Source organism: Noviherbaspirillum pedocola, from assembly GCF_016632335.1.
GTDB lineage: Bacteria > Pseudomonadota > Gammaproteobacteria > Burkholderiales > Burkholderiaceae_D > Noviherbaspirillum_A > Noviherbaspirillum_A pedocola.
In genome coordinates this window covers 533,235-554,308 of sequence record NZ_JAEPBG010000002.1, presented here as the reverse complement: position 1 = coordinate 554,308, position 21,074 = coordinate 533,235, and the positions used below count along the sequence as shown (strand labels likewise).

Genomic DNA, 21,074 nt, shown 5'->3' with positions numbered 1-21,074 from the left:
GGTTCCGTACCTGCCCACACTCCCCCGCCGGCGCACGCCGGCAGAAAACCCGTTCGCGAGCATAGAATGCCGGGGCAGCATTTCTGCTCAATTCGACAAACGAACGAGGATCACATGGAGACAGAACAGGGGCATCCGCTCGATGCCGCGATCGCACTCGAGCCAGCCGAAGCGCACCAATACCGCGGCCAGACCAGCGTTGACTATGCCAACATGGTCGGCCCTTTCGGCGGCGTGATTGCTGCCACCCTGCTCAACGGTGCAATGCAGCACCCGGAACGGCTGGGCGATCCCTTGTCGCTGACGGTGCATTACGCAGCGCCGATCGCCGACGGCGGTTTTGATGTTCGCGCAAGGCCTATGCGCACCAACCGCAGCACCCAGCATTGGCTGATCGAATTGACGCAGGCCGGTGCGGTTGCCGCGTTCGCCACTGCAGTATTCGCCACGAGGCGCGACACTTGGACATCGACTGAGCTGCGCTTTCCGGCGCCGCCAGCGGCAGAGACGGTGCCGGTAGCGCCGGCACATCCGCGTGCCGCATGGACGCGCCGCTACGAGATGCGCTTCGTCACCGGAGCGCTCGGCGAAACAGAAGCAAATCGCGAACCGGATTCGTTGACACAGGTCTGGATGCGGGACCAACCCGCGCGTGCGCTGGACTACCCCGCCCTCGCCTCGCTGTGCGACGCCTTCTTTCCGCGGATTTTCGTGCGCCGTCCGGCCTGGGTGCCGGTCGGCACAGTAGCGCTGACCACGCTGTTCCACGCGGATGCCGCACAGCTTGCCGCACAGGGCACGCAGCCGGTGCTCGGCGTGGCGCGCGCCGGTCATTTCGGCAACGGTTTCTTCGATCAGAGCGCGGAAATCTGGAGCGGTGACGGCAAGCTGCTCGCGGTAAGCCAGCAGGTGGTGTATTTCAAGGAGTAATGCCCGGCCGCTCGCCGGAAAGGAGAAGCCGGCGCAGACTGCGCTGCGCCGGCGGACGGAGCCCGCGGCGTCTTGATCAGCTCAGGCGGTGGCCGTGTCCGCGACGTGCTGTCGCGCGGGCGACTCGGGTTGCGGGCTTGCGATGCTTGACGCGCACAGCAGCAGCAATCATCGGTTCGCCGGTAATTACACGCTGCAGATTCATCGCATCCATCGTGCGAGCGGCGCTGCCGCTGGCGTTGAGCAACACCATGATCGCGTGGCGGCCAGCCGCCTGCACGCGCATGACCAGGCAGCGGCCGGCTTCGCGGGTGAAACCGGTTTTGGACAACAGGATGTCCCAGCCGTGATGACCAACGAGGTGATTGGTATTGCGGTACTGCGTGGGCGCGCCATCGACATCGATCAGATCGTTCGAAGACGTGGTGATGCGCGCGATCTCGGGATAACGCGAAGCCGCCATCGCGATCCTGGAAAGGTCGACCGCGGTCGAGGTATTGTGCGGCGACAGTCCGGTAGGCTCTTCGATGTTGGTACGACGCAGGCCGAGCTCCATAGCCTTGGTGCGCACTCCGCTCAGAAAGGCATCCATGCCGCCGGGATAGCTGCGTGCCAGCGCATGCGCGGCGCGATTATCCGAGGACATCAACGCCAATTCCAGCAGCGCTGCGCGTGTAAAGCTGGTGCCCACCGGCACGCGCGAGGAACTGTGCTTGAGCATGTCGACGTCGTCCTCGGTGATGGTGATGTTCTCATCCATGTCCGGATGCGCATCCAGCACCACCATGGCCGTCATCAGCTTCGTCAGCGAAGCAATCGGCACGATGTCGTTCGAATTCTTTTCCAGCATCACGGCGCCGGTGTCTTCATCAATCAGCAAGGCATGCTTCGAGCCGAGATTGACGGCATGCGCCGAACTCGCCAAACAGATCAGTGCCGCCAACACCGCCGTCTTGAACATGGAATTCCCCCTTAATTAATCCAGTGCAACAATCATAGCCAATTTTACGGAACATTTCTCCGTATCATTTCTTTCTTGAAACGATTTTTATCGTGCAAGACTGGTGCTTGGTGACAGTTGCGCCACGATTGATCAAAACGGAGATGAGATTCCGACATTGCGCGGCCCGCATCCACGCGCTCGCTACACTCCTTGGCTGACTGATGGTCCGGACAAGCCGGTCTTTAAGCCGAGCCAAATGCGTTTTCAGAAGAGGAAGATTTCATGAGTGCAGCGCAAGACGCGGGTAGCCGCAGCCGGGAACCGGGCACGGCCGAATTCGGCGCCACGCTGATCGGCCCCAACCGTACGGAATTTCGCCTGTGGGCGCCGAATGCGAATGCGATCGATGTCGTGCTCGACGAAGGCAGGCGAACCGTGCCGATGACGCGCCTGGACGATGGCTGGTTCGAAGCGCAAGCCGATTGCGGCGCCGGCACGCTCTACCGTTACCGGCTCGAGGATGGCATGCAGGTTCCGGATCCGGCTTCGCACGCACAGCATGGCGATCCGCACGGCCCGAGCATGGTGACCGATCCGGCAAGCTACGCCTGGCACGACGAGCACTGGCAGGGCCGGCCGTGGGAAGAAGCGGTGATTTACGAATTGCACGTCGGCGCCTTCGGCGGTTTCAAGGGCGTGGCAGCGCGCCTGCCCGAGATGGCCGCCATCGGCATTACCGCCATCGAGCTCATGCCGATCGCCGCCTTCCCCGGCAAACACAACTGGGGCTATGACGGCGTGCTGCCCTATGCGCCCGATAACAGCTACGGCTCCGTCGACGAACTGAAAGCGCTGGTCGATGCCGCTCATGCGCAGGGAATCATGGTGTTCCTCGATGTCGTGTACAACCACTTCGGCCCCGACGGCAACTACCTGAACAGTTACGCGCGTGACTTCTTCCGTACCGATATACAGACGCCCTGGGGCGCGGCCATCGATTTTCGCAAGCCGCAAGTCCGGGAATTCTTCATCCAGAACGCGGTGTACTGGCTCAATGAATTCCACCTGGATGGCTTGCGCTTTGACGCCCTGCATGCGATCGCCGACCAGGAATGGCTGTCTGAAATGGCGGCACAAATCCGCGCTCGCGCGCATCGACGGCCGCATCTGGTGATGGAACACGAGGACAACGCGGCCAATCTGCTCGGCGACGCTTTTGATGCGCAATGGAACGACGATGGCCATCATGCGCTGCATGTGCTGCTGACCGGCGAGGCGCACGGCTATTACAGCGACTATGCGGACAAGCCGGCACAGCGCCTGGCCCGCTGCCTCGAGCAAGGCTTCATCTACCAGGGCGACCCTTCCGCGCATCGCGGTGGTAAGCCACGCGGCGAACCGAGCGCTCATCTGCCGCCGTCGGCCTTCGTGCTGTTCCTGCAGAACCATGACCAGATCGGCAACCGGGCGCTGGGCGAGCGCCTGACAACGCTTTCCGATCCGGCCGCCCTGCGCGCGGCGATGGCGCTGTTGCTGCTGTCGCCGCAGATTCCGCTGCTGTTCATGGGGGAACCTTCGGGCGCGACCGAGCCGTTTCTGTACTTCACCGATTTCCAGGATGAGAACCTCGCCGCCGCGGTGCGGGAGGGACGGCGTAATGAGTTCGCCGCCTTCGCCGAGTTCGCACAGCAATCCAGCCGGGACGCCATACCGGATCCGAACCATCCGGATACCTTCGCCGCCTCGGTGCCGGCCGCGATTGGTAACGCGGCGATGAAGCCGGAAGCGCAAGACTGGCTGGCCTGGATCGCGCAATTGCTCCGGACCCGGCATGCGGCCATCGTTCCGCGCCTGCCCGGCTGTCGCGCGATACGGGCCTGGGCGTTGTCCGATCATGCCGTTGCGGCGCGCTGGCGCATGGGCGACGGCAGCATCCTGGAACTGGCCGTCAACCTCGGCGCGCAGCCGATCGCCTTCACGCCAGATCCGCGCGATGGCGGCGCCGACCTGGTGTTTGAAACGCCCGGTGCATTGCAGGGCCTCGAGGAAGGCGATCTGCCTGCTTTCAGCTGCGTAGCAATGCTGGTAGCGCGCAATGCCGATGCGCCTGAACTGGAGGCCGGCGCATCCGCGACCGAGTCGACGGCAAGGGTTTGAGCGCTTCGTGACTGGCGCCGGCAATCAGGAACTTGCTCATATCGCAAGTGTCACATGGGCATTGCATACACGGGTTACTCCATGGCGAATCTGAAGCACAGCCGCGCGGCCAGGAATGCCGCGATCGGATTCCTGGCAACCGGCGCAGCTCTTGGCGCTTCGGCCTTGTACACCAGGTGGCGCACCAGGCAGGCGGAAAGGCAGCATCCGCCGCATGGTCAGTTCATCGAAGTCGACCGGGTGAGACTGCATTACATTGATCGCGGTGAAGGTCCGCCGGTGGTTCTGCTGCATGGCAATGGCAGCATGATCGAGGACTTCGAGAGCAGCGGCCTGATCGATGCGCTGGCGAAGACCAACCGCGTCATCGCGTTTGACCGCCCGGGCTACGGCTACAGCGATCGCCCCGATTACCGCAATTACGATCCGCGCGCGCAGGCCGCGCTGTTGCGTCAGGCACTGCTGCGCCTACGGATATCGCGGCCGGTCATCGTCGGCCACTCCTGGGGCACCATGGTGGCGATGTGGATGGGTTTGATGAATCCAGCGGATGTACGAGGGCTGGTGCTGATGTCCGGCTACTACTATCCATCGCTGAGGCTCGATGTGCCGTTCGCGTCTATCCCCGCCGTTCCGGGTATCGGCACGCTGATGCGCTACAGTCTTTCGCCAGTACTTACGCGGCTGATGTGGCGCCCCATCCTGCGCCGACTGTTCGGTCCACCGGCGACGCCACAACGCTTTGAGCGGGAATATCCAACCTGGATGGCGCTGCGTCCGACGCAACTCGAGGCTTCGGGCAGCGAAAGCATGATGATGATCGGCGCGGCGCGCGAACTGACGCAGCAGTATGCGCGCCTGAAGGTGCCGGTAACGCTTCTGGCTGGCGAAGCCGACCGTCTGGTCACGACTCAGTCACAGACTGAAAGGCTGCACGGGCTGCTGCGCACAAGCACGCTCCAGGTCGTTCCGGGTGCCGGGCACATGCTGCATCACGAAGCGCTGAACGAGGTGGTCGTTGCGATACGCACGGCCCTCTCGGTGGAAGATCAGCCGCTTGTCTACGGCTCGGCCAATACTACCGGCCAGCCGATTACCGGAGTCCCTCATGGCCAACAGACTGGCTAATACCCTGGTCGGGACGCTTGTCCGCGCACTGACCTCAGGCAGCGTGGCCGGGCTTGCGACGACGGCTGCAGTCGCCGTGGCGGGCAAATGCGAAGCCGGCTCCGCGCTGGGGCCGGTGAATGCCACCAGCCACATCCTCTGGGGCGATGCCGCTGGCCGCCAGGACAAGGCATCGCTGAAGTACACGGTGCCGGGCTTTCTGCTCAACCACTTCTCTGCCGTATTCTGGGCAAGCTTTTACGAAGCCTGGTTCAGCCGCCGTGGCACGCCGCGTGGCGCGACAAAAACGCTGATGAAGCCAGTGTTGGGCGCAGTCGTCGTCAGCGCCGGCGCCTACCTGACCGATTACTACCTGGTGCCCAAGCGTTTTACGCCGGGCTGGGAAAAGCGTCTGTCGGGTAGATCGCTCGCGGCAACCTACGGCATGCTGGCGCTCGGGCTGATGGCGACTGATCTCTTCAACGCCGCTCGCCGAAAATAGACGCAGCGCTTGCGTTTTCGCTGCGGTCAAGGGAGGAAGGCGGATGTTGTTACGGGTCGAGACCGTGATTGGCCATGCTGGCGCACGCGAGCCGGAAGCCTTCTGGCTGGGCGAACGGCGTATACCGGTTCAGGAAATCATCGACCGCTGGCCATCGGCCGAGTACACCTATTTCAAGCTGCTGGCCGATGATGCGACCTACATCGTGCGGCATGACTATGCGATCGATGCCTGGGAATTGACGATGTATCATGCGCCGGGTCATTGATCGCTCTGGAAAACACCATCATGGCTGGACCAACGCAGGAGTTCTGGCAAACCCGTTTCGCGCGCAAGGAGCTTCCCTGGGATCGTGGCGAAGCAAATCCGCAATTGCATGCCTGGCTTGCTACGCATGCCATCGAACCTGGCGCGCGCATCCTGGTGCCGGGCTGCGGACGTGGCTGGGAAGTCGCCGAACTCACGGCGGCCGGCATGCGCGTGACCGGCATCGATTACGCAGCTGGCGCAATCGATGCCTGCGCGGCGCTGCTGGCCGAGCGCGGTCTCGAGGCGGAGCTGGTGCAGGCCGATGTGCTGGGATGGCAGCCCGAAATGCCGGCGGATGCGATTTGGGAACAGACCTGCCTGTGCGCGCTGCATCCGGACCATTGGCTTGCTTATGCAAGTCAGCTGCATCGCTGGCTGCGGCCGGGCGGCATGCTTTACGCGATGTTCATGCAGACGCCCGGCGAAGCGGCTACGACCGGCATCATCGAAGGACCACCCTACCACTGCGACATCCGCGCGATGCGCGCATTGTTCCCCTCGGGTCGATGGGAATGGCCGAAACCGCCCTACCCGCGCCTCACTCACCCGACCGGTGGCCATGAGCTGGCAGTGCCCTTGGTGCGTCGTTCGTTCATCGAAACAGATTCTTCGAAATAATATTGCCGAGGCATTGACCGAGGTGGTGATTGTCTATATAGTTCTGGCTCTCGCAAGCGCTGCGATGTAACAAATGCAGCGAGCAGCGTAGCCCACGTGGCGGAATTGGTAGACGCGCATGGTTCAGGTCCATGTGCCGCGAGGTGTGGGGGTTCGAGTCCCTCCGTGGGCACCAAAATTAGGAAGGCCGGTTGAGCAATCAACCGGCCTTTCGCTTTTCCTACCTAAGAATTCGCGAAGCGAATTCTTCAAGCGGTGCCCACGAGCAAAGCCCCTGCGGGCTTTGCGCGAGGGAGTGAGGCCGGGGTTTCCCGAGGCACCGCCTCGCGCCGGCCGAACCGAAGCGGCTTGCAAGCCGCTTCGATCGAAAGCCCGGCCTTGCAAGGCCGGGCGGGGTCGCGGAACGTGACCGAGTCCCTCCGTGGTTCAACAATCAAGTCTTCAGTCGAACACGACTAAAAACCTCACCTCAAACCCAAGAATGCGCAAAGCGCATCCTCAATCTCTCACCCAACAAAAAACCCGCCAATTTCTTAGCGGGTCCTATACGCAAGCGGGCAAACAAATCACCCCTGCTGATTCCTCCGATGCCTTGCCGCCAGCTGATGCGGCCGCAATCCATCGTATTCCTCGAACGGCTGATGAATCCACGGATTGGACTCCAGATACTGCAGATAGAAATCCGGCCGCACCGATGAGCAGGCCTTGCACCAGATCACCGCCGACTTCACTTCCTGAACCGCCGGGAAGTTGGTCTTCAGGTGGCTCTGTACCCGCTCCAGCGTGACGCCCGAATCGACCAGGTCATCGACCAGCAGCACCCGGCCGGACAGCGTACCGCGCGTCATGGTGATGTACTTGGCGATATCCAGGTCGCCACGCACCGTGCCCTCTTCCTCGCGGTAGGAACTGGTCGACAGGATCGCCAGCGGCACATCGAAGATGCGCGAGAAGATGTCGCCGGGACGCATGCCACCGCGCGCCAGGCACAGCACATGGTCGAACTTCCAGCCCGACTCATGCACCATCAGCGCCAGCGATTCGATCGCATGGTGATAGTCATCCCACGATACCCAGAGGTCCTTGTCCGTTGATACCGGCATCATTGCATTCCTTTACTGCAGACTTATTGAAACGGATGGCGCAGGACGATGGTTTCTTCCCGGTCCGGACCGGTGGAAACCATGTCGATCGGCACGCCGACGAGATCTTCGATGCGTTGGATGTACGCACGGGCGTTAGCCGGCAGCGCGTCCAGCGATTTCGCGCCCACGGTCGATTCCTTCCAACCCGGCATCTCTTCGTAGATCGGTTCGCAGCGGGCCGCATCTTCGGCACCAGATGGGAAGATGTCGACGGTTTTCCCGTCGAGCTTGTAGCCGGTGCACAGCTTCAGCGATTCGAGGCCGTCAAGCACATCGAGCTTGGTCAGGCACATGCCGGAGACGCCGTTGATCTGCACCGAGCGTTTCAGCAGCGCGGCATCGAACCAGCCGCAGCGACGCGCGCGTCCGGTGACCGTGCCGAATTCATGGCCGACGCTGGCCAGATGCTTGCCTACGCCCTCATCCGTGCCCAGCTCCGACGGGAACGGGCCCGAACCGACACGGGTGGTGTAAGCCTTGGTGATGCCGAGGATGTAATGCAGCATGTCCGGACCAACGCCCGAACCAGCCGCCGCATTGCCGGCAACGCAATTGCTCGAGGTGACGTACGGATAGGTGCCGTGATCCACGTCCAGCAGACTGCCCTGCGCTCCTTCGAACAACAACTTCGCGCCATCGCGATAGGACGCATGCAACGCGCTCGACACGTCGGTGACCATCGGCGCCAGGCGCGGCACGTCGGCCAGCGCATTGTCCAGCGTCTGCTGATAATCGACCGGCGCAGCCTTGAGGTAATTGACCAGCACAAAGTTGTGGAAGTCGAGGTTTTCCTTCAGCTTTTCGGCAAAGCGCTTTTCATTGAGCAGGTCGGCGACACGAATCGCGCGGCGCGCCACCTTGTCTTCATAGGCCGGGCCGATGCCCTTGCCGGTGGTGCCGATCTTGGCCGCGCCGCGGGCTGCTTCGCGCGCTGCGTCGAGAGCAGTGTGATAAGGCAGGATGACCGGGCAAGCCTCGGACACTTTCAGTCGCGACACCACTTCGACGCCAGCGTTCTGCAGCTTGTCGATTTCGCGCAGCAGGTCGGGCACGGACAGCACCACGCCATTGCCGATGTAGCAGGCCACGCCTACGCGCATGATGCCCGACGGAATCAGTTGCAGCGCGGTCTTCTTGCCGCCGATGACCAGGGTATGGCCGGCATTGTGACCGCCCTGGAATCGAACCACGCCTTGGGCATGATCGGTAAGCCAGTCGACGATCTTGCCCTTGCCTTCATCGCCCCACTGGGTGCCGATGACCACCACGTTTTTTGCCATGCTGTTTTGTGACATCACTAACCTAGAGATTTGAGTATCCAATTACCGCCTTCGAACACGATCACCCGATCATGTTCAAATTCCTGCTGTTCCGTGTCATGACCGGGCAAATGCTGGATCACGATTTCACCGGCATTGCGCAATTCCGCAATGCGCCGGCGCAATTCCGGATCACGACTCCACGGTGCGCGGATCGCCGCCTTCGGCGCGGCGCCAGGCAACAGACGCGCCAGCTCGCGCAAATCCATGGAAAAGCCGGTCGCGGGCCGGGCGCGGCCGAAAGCTTCGCCGACATGGTCGTAGCGACCACCGCGTGCAACTGCGTTCGGCAAGCCGGGCACATACAGCGCGAACATCGCGCCGCTTTCATATTGATATCCGGACAAATCGGCCAGATCGACCGTGACCTGCGCATCGCCAGCCAGATCGAGCAACACTTCCAGGTCGGTCAATGCCTTTTCGACAGCGGGCAATGTCGGCAGTACGGCACGCGCACGTGCGATCACACTCGCATCGCCGTAAAGGTCCGGCAGCTTCAGTAACGCATCGCGGATGAGCGGCGCATAGTCTTCGACCAGCACGGACAGTGCGGGAATATCCTTGGCCCGAAGCAGCGCGATCAGGGCTGCCTCGTCTTCACGGGCATTTTCATCAGCGCTGATCAGCGCACGCAGCAAGCCCGCATGGCAGAGATCGAGGCGCACTTCGGTGAAGCCAGCCAGCGCCAGAGACGCCAGCGCCAGCTCCTGAATTTCCGCATCGGCTTCGAGACCGGCATGGCCATAGATTTCCGCACCGATCTGTAGCGGCTCACGGGTCGCATGCAGACCGGACGGCCGGGTGTGGAGGACACTGCCGGCATAGCAAAGGCGGGTAACGCTGGGACGGTTCAGCAGATGCGCATCGATGCGCGCCACCTGGGTCGTCATGTCGGCGCGCAGGCCGAGCGTGCGGCCGGAAAGCTGATCGACCAGCTTGAACATGCGCAGATCCATGTCGTGACCGCCAACCGGCAGCAGCGAATCGAGATACTCGAGCATGGGCGGCGTGACAAGCTCGTAGCCGTACAGCCGGAAATTGTCGAGGATCGCACGACGCAAGTCTTCAATCTTGCGCGCCTCGGACGGCAAAACGTCGGCAATGTTTTCAGGAAGAAGCCAACTGGGCATGAGAAAAGAAAGCGTGATCTATAGAAGAATGGCGGCCGCGTTGAAAAGGCCTGCCATCATGACAATGCCGGCGACCCGGAGCTTCCGTCGCCGGCCATGTTTTTCCGATACTTCGGCAGCCGTCCGTTGCCATCCATAAATCGGAAACGGCGCCGTTCAATCGGCGCCGACAAACGCACTATTTTCCACGAGCTTGGCAAAACTTGCCAGCATTACTTTTTCGCGCCGGCGTCCGCCCCGCGGAAATAGCGGAAGAATTCTGAATTCGGATCGACCACCAGCACGTCGCTGCGATTGTGGAAGCTGGCCCGATACGCTTCCAGACTGCGATAGAAGCGGAAGAATTCGGGATTCTGGCCAAAAGCGTCGGCGTAAATCTGCGATGCCTTACCATCGCCGTCGCCACGCACGGTTTCTGCCTCGCGATAGGCTTCGGCGAGGATGACGGTACGCTGCCGATCAGCATCGGCGCGGATTTTTTCCGACTCTGCCGCGCCGGTGGAACGCAATTCATTCGCCACCCTCGCCCGCTCGGATTTCATCCGGTCGTAGACCGAGTTGTTGATCTGCTCCACATAGTCGACGCGCTTCAGGCGAACATCGACGATGTCGGCGCCGATCTGTTTCGCTTCCGCGCCCACCTTGTTGCGAATCGCATCCATGACCTTGCCGCGCTCACCGGAGATGACTTCCCGTACCGTGCGCTTGGTGATCTCGTCATTCAGCGCAGCCTTGATGATTTGCGCCATGCGATCCTGGGCGCGGCGTTCGTCACCGCCAAAGCTGATGAAATACAGCTTCGGGTTGGTGATGCGCCATTTGACGAAAGCATCCACCAGAATGTTCTTTTTCTCGGCGGTGATGAAACGGTCGGCTTCGGGGGTATCGAGCGTCAATATGCGTTTGTCGAGGAACACCACATTCTGGAACGGCGGCGGCAACTTGACGTGCAAGCCGGGTTCGGCAATGACCTGCTTGACTTCACCCAGCGCAAATACGATTGCAAACTGCCGTTGATCGACGATGAACAGCGTGGATGACAGGACGGCAAGCGCTGCGACGACGACGACCAGAATCGCAATCAGGCGGTTCATTAGCGGCCCTCCCTGTCACGCGAATCGCGGCTCTCGCGGCTGCGCGCATCGATCTGACGCTGGCTCTCCGAGGCGGCACTATTTGTAGATGCCGGAGCCGGCGTGGCGGGCGCAGCGGTTGCAGCAGGCGCAGCAGCGTGCGGTTGCGCAATTTCTGCGGCAGCGGATTGCGCGATCAGCTTGTCCAACGGCAAATAAAGCAAGCTGTTGTTGGTGCGCGCATCGACCATCAGCTTGGTCGTGCTGGAGAAAATCTGCTGCATGGTGTCGATATACATCCGGTCGCGGGTCACGGCGGGGGCTTTCTGGTATTGCGTGAGGATTTGCTTGAAGCGCGCAGTCTCGCCCTCGGCGTTGGCAATCACCTTGGCGCGATAACCGTCAGCCTCCTGCAGCAAACGCGAAGCAGTACCGCGCGCGCGGGGAACGACATCATTCGCATACGCCTGGCCTTCGTTCTTCAGCCGCTCACGGTCCTGGCCTGCCTTGACCGCATCATCGAATGCCGCCTGCACCTGCTCCGGTGGCTGCACACCCTGCATCGTCACGTTGGTGATCTGCGCACCGGAACTGTAGCGATCCAGAATTTGCTGCATCAGTTGCGCGACTTCCTGCGCCACCTTTTCGCGGCCTTCGTAGAGCACGAAGTCCATCTGCGAGCGACCTACAACTTCGCGAATGGCGCTTTCCGCCACCTGCTTGATCGTGTCCTGCTTGTCGCGATTGTTGAATACCCAGTCCGACGCATCCTTGAGCTTGTATTGCACCGCAAACTGGATGTCGATGATGTTTTCGTCCTCGGTGAGCATCAGCGCTTCACGGGGCACTTTGTTGCGCACGCTGGAGCGGTAACCGACTTCCACTGTGCGAACCGAAGAGACATTGACGATCTCGTGCTTCTGTATCGGCGCCGGCCAGTGCCAGTTGAAGCCGGCATTGGCCATGTGGCTGTAGCGACCGAAGGTCATTACCACGCCAGTCTGGCCTTCCTGCACGATAAAGAAACCGCTCAGAAGCCACAGCAGAAGAACGATGATGACGATGATCCCGGCGCCGATCTTCATGCCGCGCATATCGGGGCGGAAACCGCCACCACTGCTGCCACCGCCACCGCTGCTGCGTCGGCCGAAAAAGCGATTCACGCGCTGATTGAAGTCACGCCAGAGTTGGTCCAGATCCGGAGGGCCGTCGCTTGGCTGTTTGCCATTCTGGTTCGACGACTGCTCATCGTTCTGCGAACCGCGCCCCCAGCGCGGATCGTTGAGCGAAAACTTCAGGCCGAGTTTTTTCAAAAGGTGTGGTGCCATGCTGTCGCGATCCGGCGGGAGTATCGTTATTGGTTTGTATGCTGCCGGTACGCATTGAAGCGCAGATCGTCGCCATCCATGACGTGCGCATCATCCGGCTCTTCAGCCTGCGAGCTTTCCGCGAACTCGGCGATGGCGCTTCTGAGAAGATCGAGGCCTTCGCCGGTTTGGGCACTGATGAAAACGCGGCGGATTTTATCATACTCATCACGCTCGACCGCGGGATCCAGGCCGGCTGCATCGATCTTGTTCCAGACCAGAATCTGCGGAATGTGGTCGGCGCCTATCTCCCGCAACACCGCGTTCACTTCCTCGATCTGCTCCAGGCGCGTTGGACTGGCGGCATCGACCACATGCAGCAACAGGTCCGCATGCACGGTTTCCTCAAGCGTGGCGCGGAATGCGGCAACCAACTGGTGCGGCAGCTCGCGGATGAAGCCGACCGTATCGGACAGCACCACGCTGCCGACCTCGCCGAGATAGACGCGGCGCGAGGTGGTGTCGAGCGTCGCGAACAACTGGTTCGCGGCATAGACGTTTGCCTTGGTCATCGTATTGAACAGCGTCGACTTGCCGGCATTGGTATAGCCGACCAGCGAGATCGACAGTGTCTTGTTGCGATTACGTGCGCGGCGCTGCGTCGCATGCTGCCGTTGCAGTCGACCGAGTTTGGCGCGCAGCATCTTGACCCGCTCACCGATGAGTCGGCGGTCGGTTTCGAGCTGGGTTTCGCCAGGGCCGCGCAAGCCGATACCGCCTTTCTGTCTTTCCAGGTGAGTCCAGCCACGAATGAGCCGCGTCGCGAGATGCTGCAACTGAGCAAGCTCAACCTGCACCTTGCCTTCATGGCTTTGCGCGCGCTGGGCGAAGATGTCGAGGATCAGGCTGGTGCGATCTACCACGCGCACCTTGAGCACGCGCTCGAGGTTACGCTGCTGCGCCGGCGACAGCGCATGGTTGAAGATGACGATCTCGATGCCGTTATCGGTGACCGCCTGAAGGATTTCCTGTGCCTTGCCCGAACCGACATACAGTGCCGGGTCCGGACTGCTGCGTTTGCCGATGATGGTGACAACCGGAAGGGCTCCGGCGGATTTCGCAAGCAAACCGAGTTCTTCGAGGCTCGCGGCGAAATCGCCTTTACCGAAGTCGAGGCCGACGAGCGCGGCGCGCATTTCAGCACCTGCCAATCGAACCTCCAAAAGAGGAAAGCTTATTCAGCGTCGGACTCCAGATTGAGATTGACCGCGCGGGCCGGCACAACGGTGGAGATGGCATGCTTGTAGACCATCTGAGTCACTGTGTTACGGAGCAGCACCACATATTGGTCGAAAGATTCGATGTGTCCCTGAAGCTTGATCCCGTTGACCAGATAGATCGATACCGGGACATGTTCTTTGCGCAAGGCGTTAAGGAAGGGGTCTTGTAGAAGTTGCCCTTTATTGCTCATGGAAGCTCCATTGTGTTGTTGTGATCGGGAGTTGGAGGCGATTCGATCAGATTCAAGTATCCCTGGCGGCAGGTGTAGCAAGAATGTAATCGATTTCCAAAGGGTTTGCCAAACAGCTAACCGGCATTACCCGGTTTGCGCAAAGGGGTTTTTTCCTGACCTGAGCTCGATACGCAGTGGAGTGCCGACCAGGGAAAAAGTTTCGCGGAAGTGCTTTTCCAGATACCGTTTGTAGTTGGCGTCGATACCTTCCAGCCCGTTGCCATGGATAACGATAATCGGCGGATTCTGTCCGCCCTGATGCGCATAGCGCAGCTTCGGACGGAAGGTGCCTTTGCGGCGCGGCTGCTGATGTTCCACCGCATCCAGCAACGCTCTGGTGAGCTTCGGCGTCGGCAGTTTCACCATCGCGGCGGCATAGGCGGCGTCAACCGACTTCATCAGCTGCGGAATGCCGGTGCCCTTTTGCGCCGAGATGAAATGGAACTTGGCGAAGGACAGGAAGCTGAGCTTGCGCTCGAGGTCGATCTTGATCTCGTCACGGCGGTCGCTCTGCAAGCCATCCCACTTGTTCACGCCGACCACCAGCGCACGCCCGCTTTCCAGGATGAAGCCGGCGATGTGTGCATCCTGCTCGGAAATATCCTGCTGCGCATCGAGCAGCAGGATCACGACATTCGCCTCGGAAATCGACTGCAGCGTCTTCACCACCGAAAATTTTTCGATCGCCTCGAATACCTTGCCGCGACGGCGTATGCCGGCTGTGTCGATCAGCGAATAGCGCTTGCCATCACGCTCGAAGGGAATTTCGATGGAATCGCGCGTGGTTCCCGGCATGTCGAAAGCGATCACCCGCTCTTCACCGAGCAAGGTATTCACCAGCGTTGACTTGCCCACGTTCGGCCTGCCGACAATGGCGATGCGAATGTCGCGCCCCTCGGGCTCGACCTCCTCTTCCGGCTCTTCCTGGCGCGCCAGCGCGCTGTCCAGCGCTTCGTCGACGAGGTCCATCACGCCATCGCCATGGGCAGCGGAAATGACATAGGGGTCGCCAAGGCCGAGCTCATAGAAATCGGCCGTCACCGAGGTGTACTTCATGCCCTCAGCCTTATTCACCACCAGCAATACCGGGCGGCCTGAGCGCCGCAGGAAATCGGTGATCGTCTTGTCGTGCGGCGTCATGCCTTGCCGACCATCGACCAGAAAGATCACGACATCCGCTTCGGCGACCGCCTGCTTGGTCTGCTTGGCCATTTCATGCAGGATGCCGTCCTTGGCCACCGGCTCGAAACCGCCGGTGTCGATGACGAGAAAAGGCCTCTCGCCGATGCGGCCTTCGCCGTAGTGCCGGTCGCGGGTCAGACCCGGCAGGTCGGCAACCAGGGCATCACGCGAACGCGTCAGGCGATTGAATAGCGTGGATTTGCCGACGTTGGGTCGACCTACAAGTGCAATGACCGGCTTCATGATGTTGTCTTACTCGGCCTTCAAGGCGACCAGAGTACCTGCTTGGGTTTGATAAATGAGATTGTCACGCGCAACCACCGGCGTGCCGATGACCGGGCTGCCATCGCTGGCACTGCGGGCGAGCAGCGCGCCGTCTTCGCGCGACAGGAAATGCATGTAGCCCTGGAAATCACCGACGGCAACCGCGCGGCCATACGACACCGGCGTAGCCAGACCGCGATTGCCGAGCTGGGTATTGCGCCAGACATTGGCGCCGCTATCCAGTGTGAACGCGGTCACGTTGCCTCGCTCATCAGCGCCGAATACGAAGCGCTCGTCGGCGCCAACGCCAACCGTGCTGGAGAACTCCTTGGCCCAGCGCGTCGTGCCGCTGGCGGCATCGACGCAGCCGATACGCCCCTGGTACGCCACCGCGCACACCGCGCTGCCGACCAGGGCCGGCAATCCGGAGACATCCGAAATACGCTCGAGTTCGGTGGCGCCGCGCGGATCGCCGACAGCGATTTCCCAGCGCGGACCGCCATTCGTCAGCGTCAGCGCCAGCAGGCGACCGCCGGGCAGGCCGACGTAGGCGGACTGTGCATCCACCGCGATGCCGGGCGCGCTGCGCAGGGATAGCGCCGGCGTGGTGCGTTCCAGCGTCCAGCGCTGGCTGCCGCCGAGCGCGTCAAAGGCGACGATGTGATTGTCCAGACTGCGCACGATGACGAGTCCCTGTCCGACTGCGGGCGCGCTCAGGATTTCACTACTGGCCTGCGCCTTCCAGATCGGCTTGCCGTCGGCATCGAAAGCCAGCACCATGCCGCGCGCGGCGCCGACGGCTACCGTCACGCCATCGGTGCCGACGCCGGCTGTCAGCGGCATGCCGGCATTGATGCGCCAGATCTGCCGCCCGCTCTCAGCGTCGAAGCGCGCGATGGTGCCGTCGGCCGCGGCGACATAGACACTGCTGCCGACCGCTGCCGGATTGAACAACGCATTGCCAGCCTTGCCAATGTTTGCAGTCCACGCGGTGCGCACCGTCATCTGCGGCTTGAAGTCCACCAGCGGCGCCGGCGGATTGCGTGGCACCTTGCTGGAGAACGGGTTGATCGACTGCAGTGTTGAGCATCCGCCCAGCACCGTCAGCGCGACGCAGGCGGCCGCGATCCTTGCTGCAATGTGCATCTTGTTCTTCTCCCTGGGGAACGACGTGGAAGGCATCATGCTGCGGCGTTGGTGCCGCCTATGGCGTCAAGCTTGATCTGAATCAGCTGACGGTCCGGGCTCTTCGGATCAGATTTTTCCAGCGCCTGCTTGTACGCGGCACGGGCTTCATCGAGCTTGTTCTGCGCGACCAGCAGATCGCCGCGACGGTCGGCGGCCAGCCCGGCATAGGCTGCCGGCATGTCGCCGCTGAGCACCTTCAGGCCTTCTTCATACGCTTTCTCATCCATCAGCACGCCTGCCAGACGGATGCGGGCCAGTGCCTGGAAAGCATCGTCACGGCCATGGTCCACTACCCATTGCAGCTGCGCCTTCGCGCCGGTCAGGTCATTGGCATCGAACGCTACCCTTGCGGCATTGAGCGCGCCCATTTCGGCATAGGCAGTACGACCATAACGATCGCGCAGATCGGTCGCCGCGCGCAGCACCTTCGGCGCGTCCTTGGTGGCGAGCGCACGGTTCAATTCTTCGTACAGCTGTGCGGCCTGACCCGCCTGGTTGCGCTGGTAGTAATTCCAGCCGGACCAGGCGGTGTACGCAGCCAGTGCGGCGATCACCAGCCAGCTCAGAAGATTGCCGTACTGATTCCACCAGGCTTTCAGCGACGCGAGTTGTTCCTGCTCTTCCAGATCGTATGCCATGACTATCCCTGCTTAATGTTTGTAATGGACGTGCTCGTGGTCATGATCGTGGTCGTGACCGCCGACGATCTGTTCGACCAGGAATTCGACGACCGAGTCGATCGCGACGCTGTGCTGGTTGGCTTCGCCTTCGGCAGCGCGCATGAGCTTGACGCTGGCGGTGCCGGAAGCGATTTCATCTTCACCGATGATCACCGCAAACGCCGCGCCGCTGGCGTCAGCCCGCTTCATTTGCGACTTGAAGCTGCCCGCGCCGGCCGCGGTGGCGCAATGCATCACCACATCGAGACCCGCATCGCGCAAACGCTCGCCGACCACGAAGGCTTCAAGCTGCGCCGCCTCGCCCTGGTGCACCAGGTAGACGTCACACTGCGACGGCGGAAACTGTTCGCCGGACGCCTTCATCAATTCCAGCAGACGCTCGACGCCGATCGCGAATCCACAGGATGGCGTCGGCTTGCCGCCAAACATTTCGACCAGCGGATCGTAGCGGCCGCCGCCGCAGACTGTACCTTGCGAGCCGAGTTGATCGGTAATCCACTCGAACACGGTGCGGTTGTAGTAATCCATGCCCCGGACCAGGCGGGGGTTGATGGTAAACGGAATATTGCTGCTGCGCAAAATCCGCTGCACGCCTTCGAAGTGCGCGCGCGATTCCTCGCCCAGATAGTCGAGCAGCTTGGGCGCGGCATTCACCAGTTCCTGCATCGTCGGATTCTTCGTATCCAGAATGCGCAAGGGATTCGAGTACAGGCGGCGCTGTGCATCGGCATCAAGTTGTTCCCGATGCTGCTCGAAATAGGCAATCAGATCGTCGCGATGCCGCTTGCGCTCCTCGGCGTCACCGATGGAGTTGATTTCCAGGCGTATGCCTTCCAGGCCGAGGTCATCCCACAGGCGCTGGCACAGCATGATCAGTTCGGCGTCGATATCCGGGCCGGCAAAGCCGATCGCTTCGGCGCCGACCTGGTGGAACTGGCGATAGCGGCCACGCTGCGGCCGCTCATGGCGGAACATCGGACCCGCATACCACAGCCGCTTCGGACCGTCGTAGGTCAGATTGTGCTCGAGCGCGGCGCGCACCACGCCGGCAGTGCTCTCAGGACGCAGCGTAAGCTGGTCGCCGTTCATGCTGTCGGTGAAGGAATACATCTCCTTTTCGACGATATCGGTGACCGCGCCCAGTCCGCGCGCGAACAAGGCCGTCGGCTCGACGATGGGCGTGCGGATCTGCTGGAAACCATAGCTCTTCAACACGCTCTGCACCGTGTTTTCGAACAGTTCCCACAGCGGCGCATCGGCCGGCAGGACATCGTTCATTCCTTTTACGCCGACGATCTTCTCGGTTTTTTTGCTTTCTGACATGGTTTCTACGACTGGTTCGGATTGGGTACGCTCAAAGCGCTTCGATTCCCGCGGCTTCGGCCTGGCCGTAGCGGGTCTTCACATAATCGAGCACGATTGCCTGGAATTCTTCGGCGATGCGCTCACCGCGCAAGGTCACGGTTTTCTTGCCATCGACAAACACCGGCGCGGCCGGCGATTCGCCAGTGCCGGGCAGGCTGATGCCGATGTTCGCATGCTTGGACTCGCCGGGACCATTGACGATGCAGCCCATGACCGCAACGTTCATTTCCTCGACTCCCGGATACTGCGTCTTCCAGACCGGCATCTGCTCACGCAGGAAAGTCTGGATATCGTCGGCAAGCTCCTGAAATACCGTCGAGGTGGTGCGGCCGCAGCCCGGGCAGGCGATGACCATCGGCGTGAATTTGCGCAAGCCCATGGTTTGCAGGATTTCCTGGCCGACGATTACTTCCCTGGTTCGGTCGCCGCCCGGCTCCGGCGTCAGTGAAATGCGGATCGTATCGCCTATGCCTTCCTGCAGCAGCACGGACAGGGCCGCCGTGGAGGCGACGATGCCCTTGCTGCCCATGCCCGCCTCGGTCAGACCGAGATGCAGCGGGTAGTCGCAGCGGCGCGCGAGTTCACGATATACGGCGATCAGATCCTGCACGCCGGACACCTTGCAGGACAGGATGATCCGATCGGCTGCCATGCCAAGCTCTTCGGCGCGCTGCGCATTTTCAATCGCAGAAGTCACCAGCGCTTCATACATCACCGCCTGCGCGCTCCACGGATTCGTGCGCTGCGCGTTCTCATCCATGATGCGCGCCAGGAGCGCCTGATCCAGGCTGCCCCAGTTCACGCCGATGCGCACTGGCTTGTCGTACCGGCAAGCGATGTCGATCATCTGCGCAAATTGGGTGTCGCGCTTGGCACCTTGGCCGACGTTGCCGGGATTGATCCGGTACTTGGACAGCGCCTGCGCGCATTCCGGGAAGTCCTTCAGCAGCGTGTGGCCGTTGTAATGGAAGTCGCCTACCAGAGGCACGTCGACTCCCATGCGGTCGAGCTGCTCGCGTATCGCCGGCACCGCCGCGGCGGCTTCGGGCGTATTGACCGTGATGCGCACGACCTCGGAACCGGCGCGCGCCAGTTCCTTGACCTGAATCGCAGTGCCGATCGCATCCGCGGTATCGGTGTTGGTCATCGATTGCACGACGACCGGCGCCCCGCCGCCCATGATGACTTCGCGACTGCCGTAACGAATTACCGCACGGCGGGTGCGGTGCCGCGCGAGCGGGCCGGATGCGATGGGATCGCAGGGTAGAGACATGAGAAATTTCTCCGTGGCTAAAAGACTGACGATGGCAGGACTGCGATGCTCGCCACCGCCAATCAAGCGCTTCGAACGACAAACGCCTACTGCACCCGGACGCGGGCGACGTTGTTCTTTGCGCCGGATTTCAGGCTGACCGGCTCGCCGCGATAGGTGACATCAACGCCGCGCGCATTGCCGACAACGAGCGTCACCGGGCCAGCGACGTCGAAGCGCTCGCTGCTGCCGGCGCGCATGACACGCGACACTACCGTGCTGTTATCGGCACGACGGATCTCAACCCAGGAGTCCTCGCGCAGATTCAGCACCAATGCCTTGTCGGCCGCGGCTGGCGCAGGCGCAGCTTCGAGGCTTGGGGATGGCGTCAGGCTTGCGGCCGGCGCTGCAGGCGCGGGAGCGGTCGCCGCAGCAGGCGACTGCGTACCGAGCACTGCCGGCGAGACGGCCGCGGGCGACGCCGGTCCATTCGTTTCACCCACCGCTGGTACTGCGGGCGCTGCCGGCGTTTCCACCACCGATTCCGACGCGGCGTTGCCGGCGGATGCGTCGGAAGGCGCATCCTTCTTTTTAGCCCCGGGCATATGTTGCGCAATCCGGTCCACCAGCGTTGTGCCCACGCCGCTGCGCATCGCCGCATAAGCGCCTGCCCCGATGAGGGCAATCATTACCGCGCCGACGACCAGCTTGCCTGTGCCGCCGCGGCGCGCACGGGTAGCCGGGCGGTGCGGCGTGAAACTGGCCGCGGCTACCGTACGCCGCTCCGGGATCGCATGTTCGGTGGCACTCGGCGCATTGCCTATCTGCGCCATCAACGGCGCAGCGTCGATCTTCAGCAGCTTGGCATAAGCACGGATGAAGCCGCGCGCCACCGCCATGCCGGGCAAGGCGGCGTAGTTGTCGGCTTCGATGGCCTCGATCTGGCGTGGCGCCAGATTGATCTGGCTTGCCACCTGCTCCACGGTCCAGCCGAACTGCTGCCGCCTGGCTGCGAGCTGCGCGCCGGGCGACGGCTGCGCAATGCCTGGGTCCGGCTGGCCGGCTGCATCCTGCATCGGTTCTGTCATTG

At 61.9% G+C, this 21,074-nt stretch carries 20 protein-coding genes and 1 tRNA gene; 7 read left to right on the top strand and 14 right to left on the bottom strand.

Features of this window, described 5'->3' with window-relative positions; translation table 11 throughout:
* Window positions 1-114: 114 nt before the first annotated feature.
* The gene (locus JJB74_RS07675) at window positions 115-930 is read left to right on the top strand and encodes an acyl-CoA thioesterase (protein ID WP_200591220.1); all 816 of its coding nucleotides are present in this window, start codon (window positions 115-117) and stop codon (window positions 928-930) included.
* A 76-nt stretch (window positions 931-1,006) separates the two neighbouring features.
* On the opposite strand, the gene JJB74_RS07670 is transcribed toward JJB74_RS07675, so the two are convergent.
* Window positions 1,007-1,891, bottom strand: a complete 885-nt coding sequence (locus JJB74_RS07670; protein WP_200591219.1) for a D-alanyl-D-alanine carboxypeptidase family protein — start codon at window positions 1,889-1,891, stop codon at window positions 1,007-1,009.
* Window positions 1,892-2,155: 264 nt separating this feature from the next.
* Here JJB74_RS07670 and treZ point away from each other — a divergent pair, with 264 nt between their 5' ends.
* From treZ to JJB74_RS07640, 6 genes are all read left to right on the top strand, one after another.
* On the top strand, window positions 2,156-4,030 hold the full coding sequence (gene treZ / locus JJB74_RS07665; RefSeq protein ID WP_200591218.1) for a malto-oligosyltrehalose trehalohydrolase: 1,875 nt from the start codon (window positions 2,156-2,158) through the stop codon (window positions 4,028-4,030).
* Between the two features lie 81 nt (window positions 4,031-4,111).
* A complete protein-coding gene (locus JJB74_RS07660; protein ID WP_200591217.1) occupies window positions 4,112-5,158 on the top strand; it encodes an alpha/beta fold hydrolase in 1,047 nt (348 codons plus the stop codon).
* Window positions 5,139-5,639: a hypothetical protein gene (locus tag JJB74_RS07655; RefSeq protein ID WP_200591216.1), complete on the top strand. Its 501-nt coding sequence runs from the start codon at window positions 5,139-5,141 to the stop codon at window positions 5,637-5,639. Before JJB74_RS07660 ends, JJB74_RS07655 begins: the two co-directional genes overlap by 20 nt.
* 43 nt (window positions 5,640-5,682) lie before the next feature.
* A complete protein-coding gene (locus tag JJB74_RS07650; RefSeq protein WP_200591215.1) occupies window positions 5,683-5,907 on the top strand; it encodes a hypothetical protein in 225 nt (74 codons plus the stop codon).
* Window positions 5,908-5,927: 20 nt separating this feature from the next.
* Window positions 5,928-6,566 (top strand): methyltransferase domain-containing protein, encoded by a 639-nt coding sequence (locus JJB74_RS07645; RefSeq protein WP_200591214.1) that lies wholly within the window; start codon window positions 5,928-5,930, stop codon window positions 6,564-6,566.
* A 90-nt stretch (window positions 6,567-6,656) separates the two neighbouring features.
* A tRNA-Leu gene (locus JJB74_RS07640) sits at window positions 6,657-6,741 on the top strand.
* Between the two features lie 391 nt (window positions 6,742-7,132).
* Here JJB74_RS07640 and JJB74_RS07635 read toward each other — a convergent pair.
* The 13 genes from JJB74_RS07635 to JJB74_RS07575 all read right to left on the bottom strand — a co-directional run bounded on the left by JJB74_RS07635 (window position 7,133) and on the right by JJB74_RS07575 (window position 21,072).
* A complete protein-coding gene (locus JJB74_RS07635; RefSeq protein ID WP_200591392.1) occupies window positions 7,133-7,669 on the bottom strand; it encodes a phosphoribosyltransferase in 537 nt (178 codons plus the stop codon).
* A 23-nt stretch (window positions 7,670-7,692) separates the two neighbouring features.
* Window positions 7,693-9,006 carry an adenylosuccinate synthase gene (locus JJB74_RS07630; RefSeq protein WP_200591213.1) on the bottom strand — a complete coding sequence of 438 codons (1,314 nt, stop codon included), beginning with the start codon at window positions 9,004-9,006 and terminating at the stop codon, window positions 7,693-7,695.
* A gap of 2 nt (window positions 9,007-9,008) precedes the next feature.
* Entirely contained in the window at window positions 9,009-10,160 is a 1,152-nt protein-coding gene (locus JJB74_RS07625) for an ATP phosphoribosyltransferase regulatory subunit (protein ID WP_200591212.1), read from the bottom strand.
* Window positions 10,161-10,372: 212 nt separating this feature from the next.
* Window positions 10,373-11,254 carry a protease modulator HflC gene (gene hflC / locus JJB74_RS07620; protein WP_200591211.1) on the bottom strand — a complete coding sequence of 294 codons (882 nt, stop codon included), beginning with the start codon at window positions 11,252-11,254 and terminating at the stop codon, window positions 10,373-10,375.
* Window positions 11,254-12,561: an FtsH protease activity modulator HflK gene (gene hflK / locus JJB74_RS07615; RefSeq protein WP_200591210.1), complete on the bottom strand. Its 1,308-nt coding sequence runs from the start codon at window positions 12,559-12,561 to the stop codon at window positions 11,254-11,256. Before hflK ends, hflC begins: the two co-directional genes overlap by 1 nt.
* A 26-nt stretch (window positions 12,562-12,587) precedes the next feature.
* Window positions 12,588-13,736 (bottom strand): GTPase HflX, encoded by a 1,149-nt coding sequence (gene hflX / locus JJB74_RS07610; RefSeq protein WP_200591391.1) that lies wholly within the window; start codon window positions 13,734-13,736, stop codon window positions 12,588-12,590.
* Between the two features lie 38 nt (window positions 13,737-13,774).
* Window positions 13,775-14,011: an RNA chaperone Hfq gene (hfq, locus tag JJB74_RS07605; RefSeq protein WP_136418236.1), complete on the bottom strand. Its 237-nt coding sequence runs from the start codon at window positions 14,009-14,011 to the stop codon at window positions 13,775-13,777.
* 126 nt (window positions 14,012-14,137) lie between these two features.
* Entirely contained in the window at window positions 14,138-15,478 is a 1,341-nt protein-coding gene (gene der / locus JJB74_RS07600) for a ribosome biogenesis GTPase Der (protein WP_200591209.1), read from the bottom strand.
* A 9-nt stretch (window positions 15,479-15,487) separates the two neighbouring features.
* On the bottom strand, window positions 15,488-16,645 hold the full coding sequence (gene bamB, locus JJB74_RS07595) for an outer membrane protein assembly factor BamB (RefSeq protein ID WP_200591208.1): 1,158 nt from the start codon (window positions 16,643-16,645) through the stop codon (window positions 15,488-15,490).
* Window positions 16,646-16,680: 35 nt separating this feature from the next.
* Complete coding sequence (locus JJB74_RS07590; protein ID WP_200591207.1) at window positions 16,681-17,325, bottom strand: YfgM family protein; 645 nt, start codon at window positions 17,323-17,325, stop codon at window positions 16,681-16,683.
* Window positions 17,326-17,337: 12 nt separating this feature from the next.
* Window positions 17,338-18,690: a histidine--tRNA ligase gene (hisS, locus tag JJB74_RS07585; RefSeq protein ID WP_200591206.1), complete on the bottom strand. Its 1,353-nt coding sequence runs from the start codon at window positions 18,688-18,690 to the stop codon at window positions 17,338-17,340.
* A gap of 31 nt (window positions 18,691-18,721) precedes the next feature.
* A complete protein-coding gene (gene ispG, locus JJB74_RS07580) occupies window positions 18,722-20,005 on the bottom strand; it encodes a flavodoxin-dependent (E)-4-hydroxy-3-methylbut-2-enyl-diphosphate synthase (protein WP_200591205.1) in 1,284 nt (427 codons plus the stop codon).
* Window positions 20,006-20,091: 86 nt separating this feature from the next.
* Window positions 20,092-21,072, bottom strand: a complete 981-nt coding sequence (locus JJB74_RS07575; protein WP_200591204.1) for a helix-turn-helix domain-containing protein — start codon at window positions 21,070-21,072, stop codon at window positions 20,092-20,094.
* Between the last annotated feature and the right edge of the window lie 2 nt (window positions 21,073-21,074).

What these genes read in the sequence shown, in the direction of transcription:
- JJB74_RS07675 (WP_200591220.1), top strand. Translation starts at nt 115, where the DNA reads ATGGAGACAGAACAGGGGCATCCGCTCGATGCCGCGATCGCACTCGAG.
- JJB74_RS07670 (WP_200591219.1), bottom strand. Translation starts at nt 1,891, where the DNA reads ATGTTCAAGACGGCGGTGTTGGCGGCACTGATCTGTTTGGCGAGTTCG.
- treZ (WP_200591218.1), top strand. Translation starts at nt 2,156, where the DNA reads ATGAGTGCAGCGCAAGACGCGGGTAGCCGCAGCCGGGAACCGGGCACG.
- JJB74_RS07660 (WP_200591217.1), top strand. Translation starts at nt 4,112, where the DNA reads ATGGCGAATCTGAAGCACAGCCGCGCGGCCAGGAATGCCGCGATCGGA.
- JJB74_RS07655 (WP_200591216.1), top strand. Translation starts at nt 5,139, where the DNA reads ATGGCCAACAGACTGGCTAATACCCTGGTCGGGACGCTTGTCCGCGCA.
- JJB74_RS07650 (WP_200591215.1), top strand. Translation starts at nt 5,683, where the DNA reads ATGTTGTTACGGGTCGAGACCGTGATTGGCCATGCTGGCGCACGCGAG.
- JJB74_RS07645 (WP_200591214.1), top strand. Translation starts at nt 5,928, where the DNA reads ATGGCTGGACCAACGCAGGAGTTCTGGCAAACCCGTTTCGCGCGCAAG.
- JJB74_RS07635 (WP_200591392.1), bottom strand. Translation starts at nt 7,669, where the DNA reads ATGCCGGTATCAACGGACAAGGACCTCTGGGTATCGTGGGATGACTAT.
- JJB74_RS07630 (WP_200591213.1), bottom strand. Translation starts at nt 9,006, where the DNA reads ATGTCACAAAACAGCATGGCAAAAAACGTGGTGGTCATCGGCACCCAG.
- JJB74_RS07625 (WP_200591212.1), bottom strand. Translation starts at nt 10,160, where the DNA reads ATGCCCAGTTGGCTTCTTCCTGAAAACATTGCCGACGTTTTGCCGTCC.
- hflC (WP_200591211.1), bottom strand. Translation starts at nt 11,254, where the DNA reads ATGAACCGCCTGATTGCGATTCTGGTCGTCGTCGTCGCAGCGCTTGCC.
- hflK (WP_200591210.1), bottom strand. Translation starts at nt 12,561, where the DNA reads ATGGCACCACACCTTTTGAAAAAACTCGGCCTGAAGTTTTCGCTCAAC.
- hflX (WP_200591391.1), bottom strand. Translation starts at nt 13,736, where the DNA reads ATGCGCGCCGCGCTCGTCGGCCTCGACTTCGGTAAAGGCGATTTCGCC.
- hfq (WP_136418236.1), bottom strand. Translation starts at nt 14,011, where the DNA reads ATGAGCAATAAAGGGCAACTTCTACAAGACCCCTTCCTTAACGCCTTG.
- der (WP_200591209.1), bottom strand. Translation starts at nt 15,478, where the DNA reads ATGAAGCCGGTCATTGCACTTGTAGGTCGACCCAACGTCGGCAAATCC.
- bamB (WP_200591208.1), bottom strand. Translation starts at nt 16,645, where the DNA reads ATGCACATTGCAGCAAGGATCGCGGCCGCCTGCGTCGCGCTGACGGTG.
- JJB74_RS07590 (WP_200591207.1), bottom strand. Translation starts at nt 17,325, where the DNA reads ATGGCATACGATCTGGAAGAGCAGGAACAACTCGCGTCGCTGAAAGCC.
- hisS (WP_200591206.1), bottom strand. Translation starts at nt 18,690, where the DNA reads ATGTCAGAAAGCAAAAAAACCGAGAAGATCGTCGGCGTAAAAGGAATG.
- ispG (WP_200591205.1), bottom strand. Translation starts at nt 20,005, where the DNA reads ATGTCTCTACCCTGCGATCCCATCGCATCCGGCCCGCTCGCGCGGCAC.
- JJB74_RS07575 (WP_200591204.1), bottom strand. Translation starts at nt 21,072, where the DNA reads ATGACAGAACCGATGCAGGATGCAGCCGGCCAGCCGGACCCAGGCATT.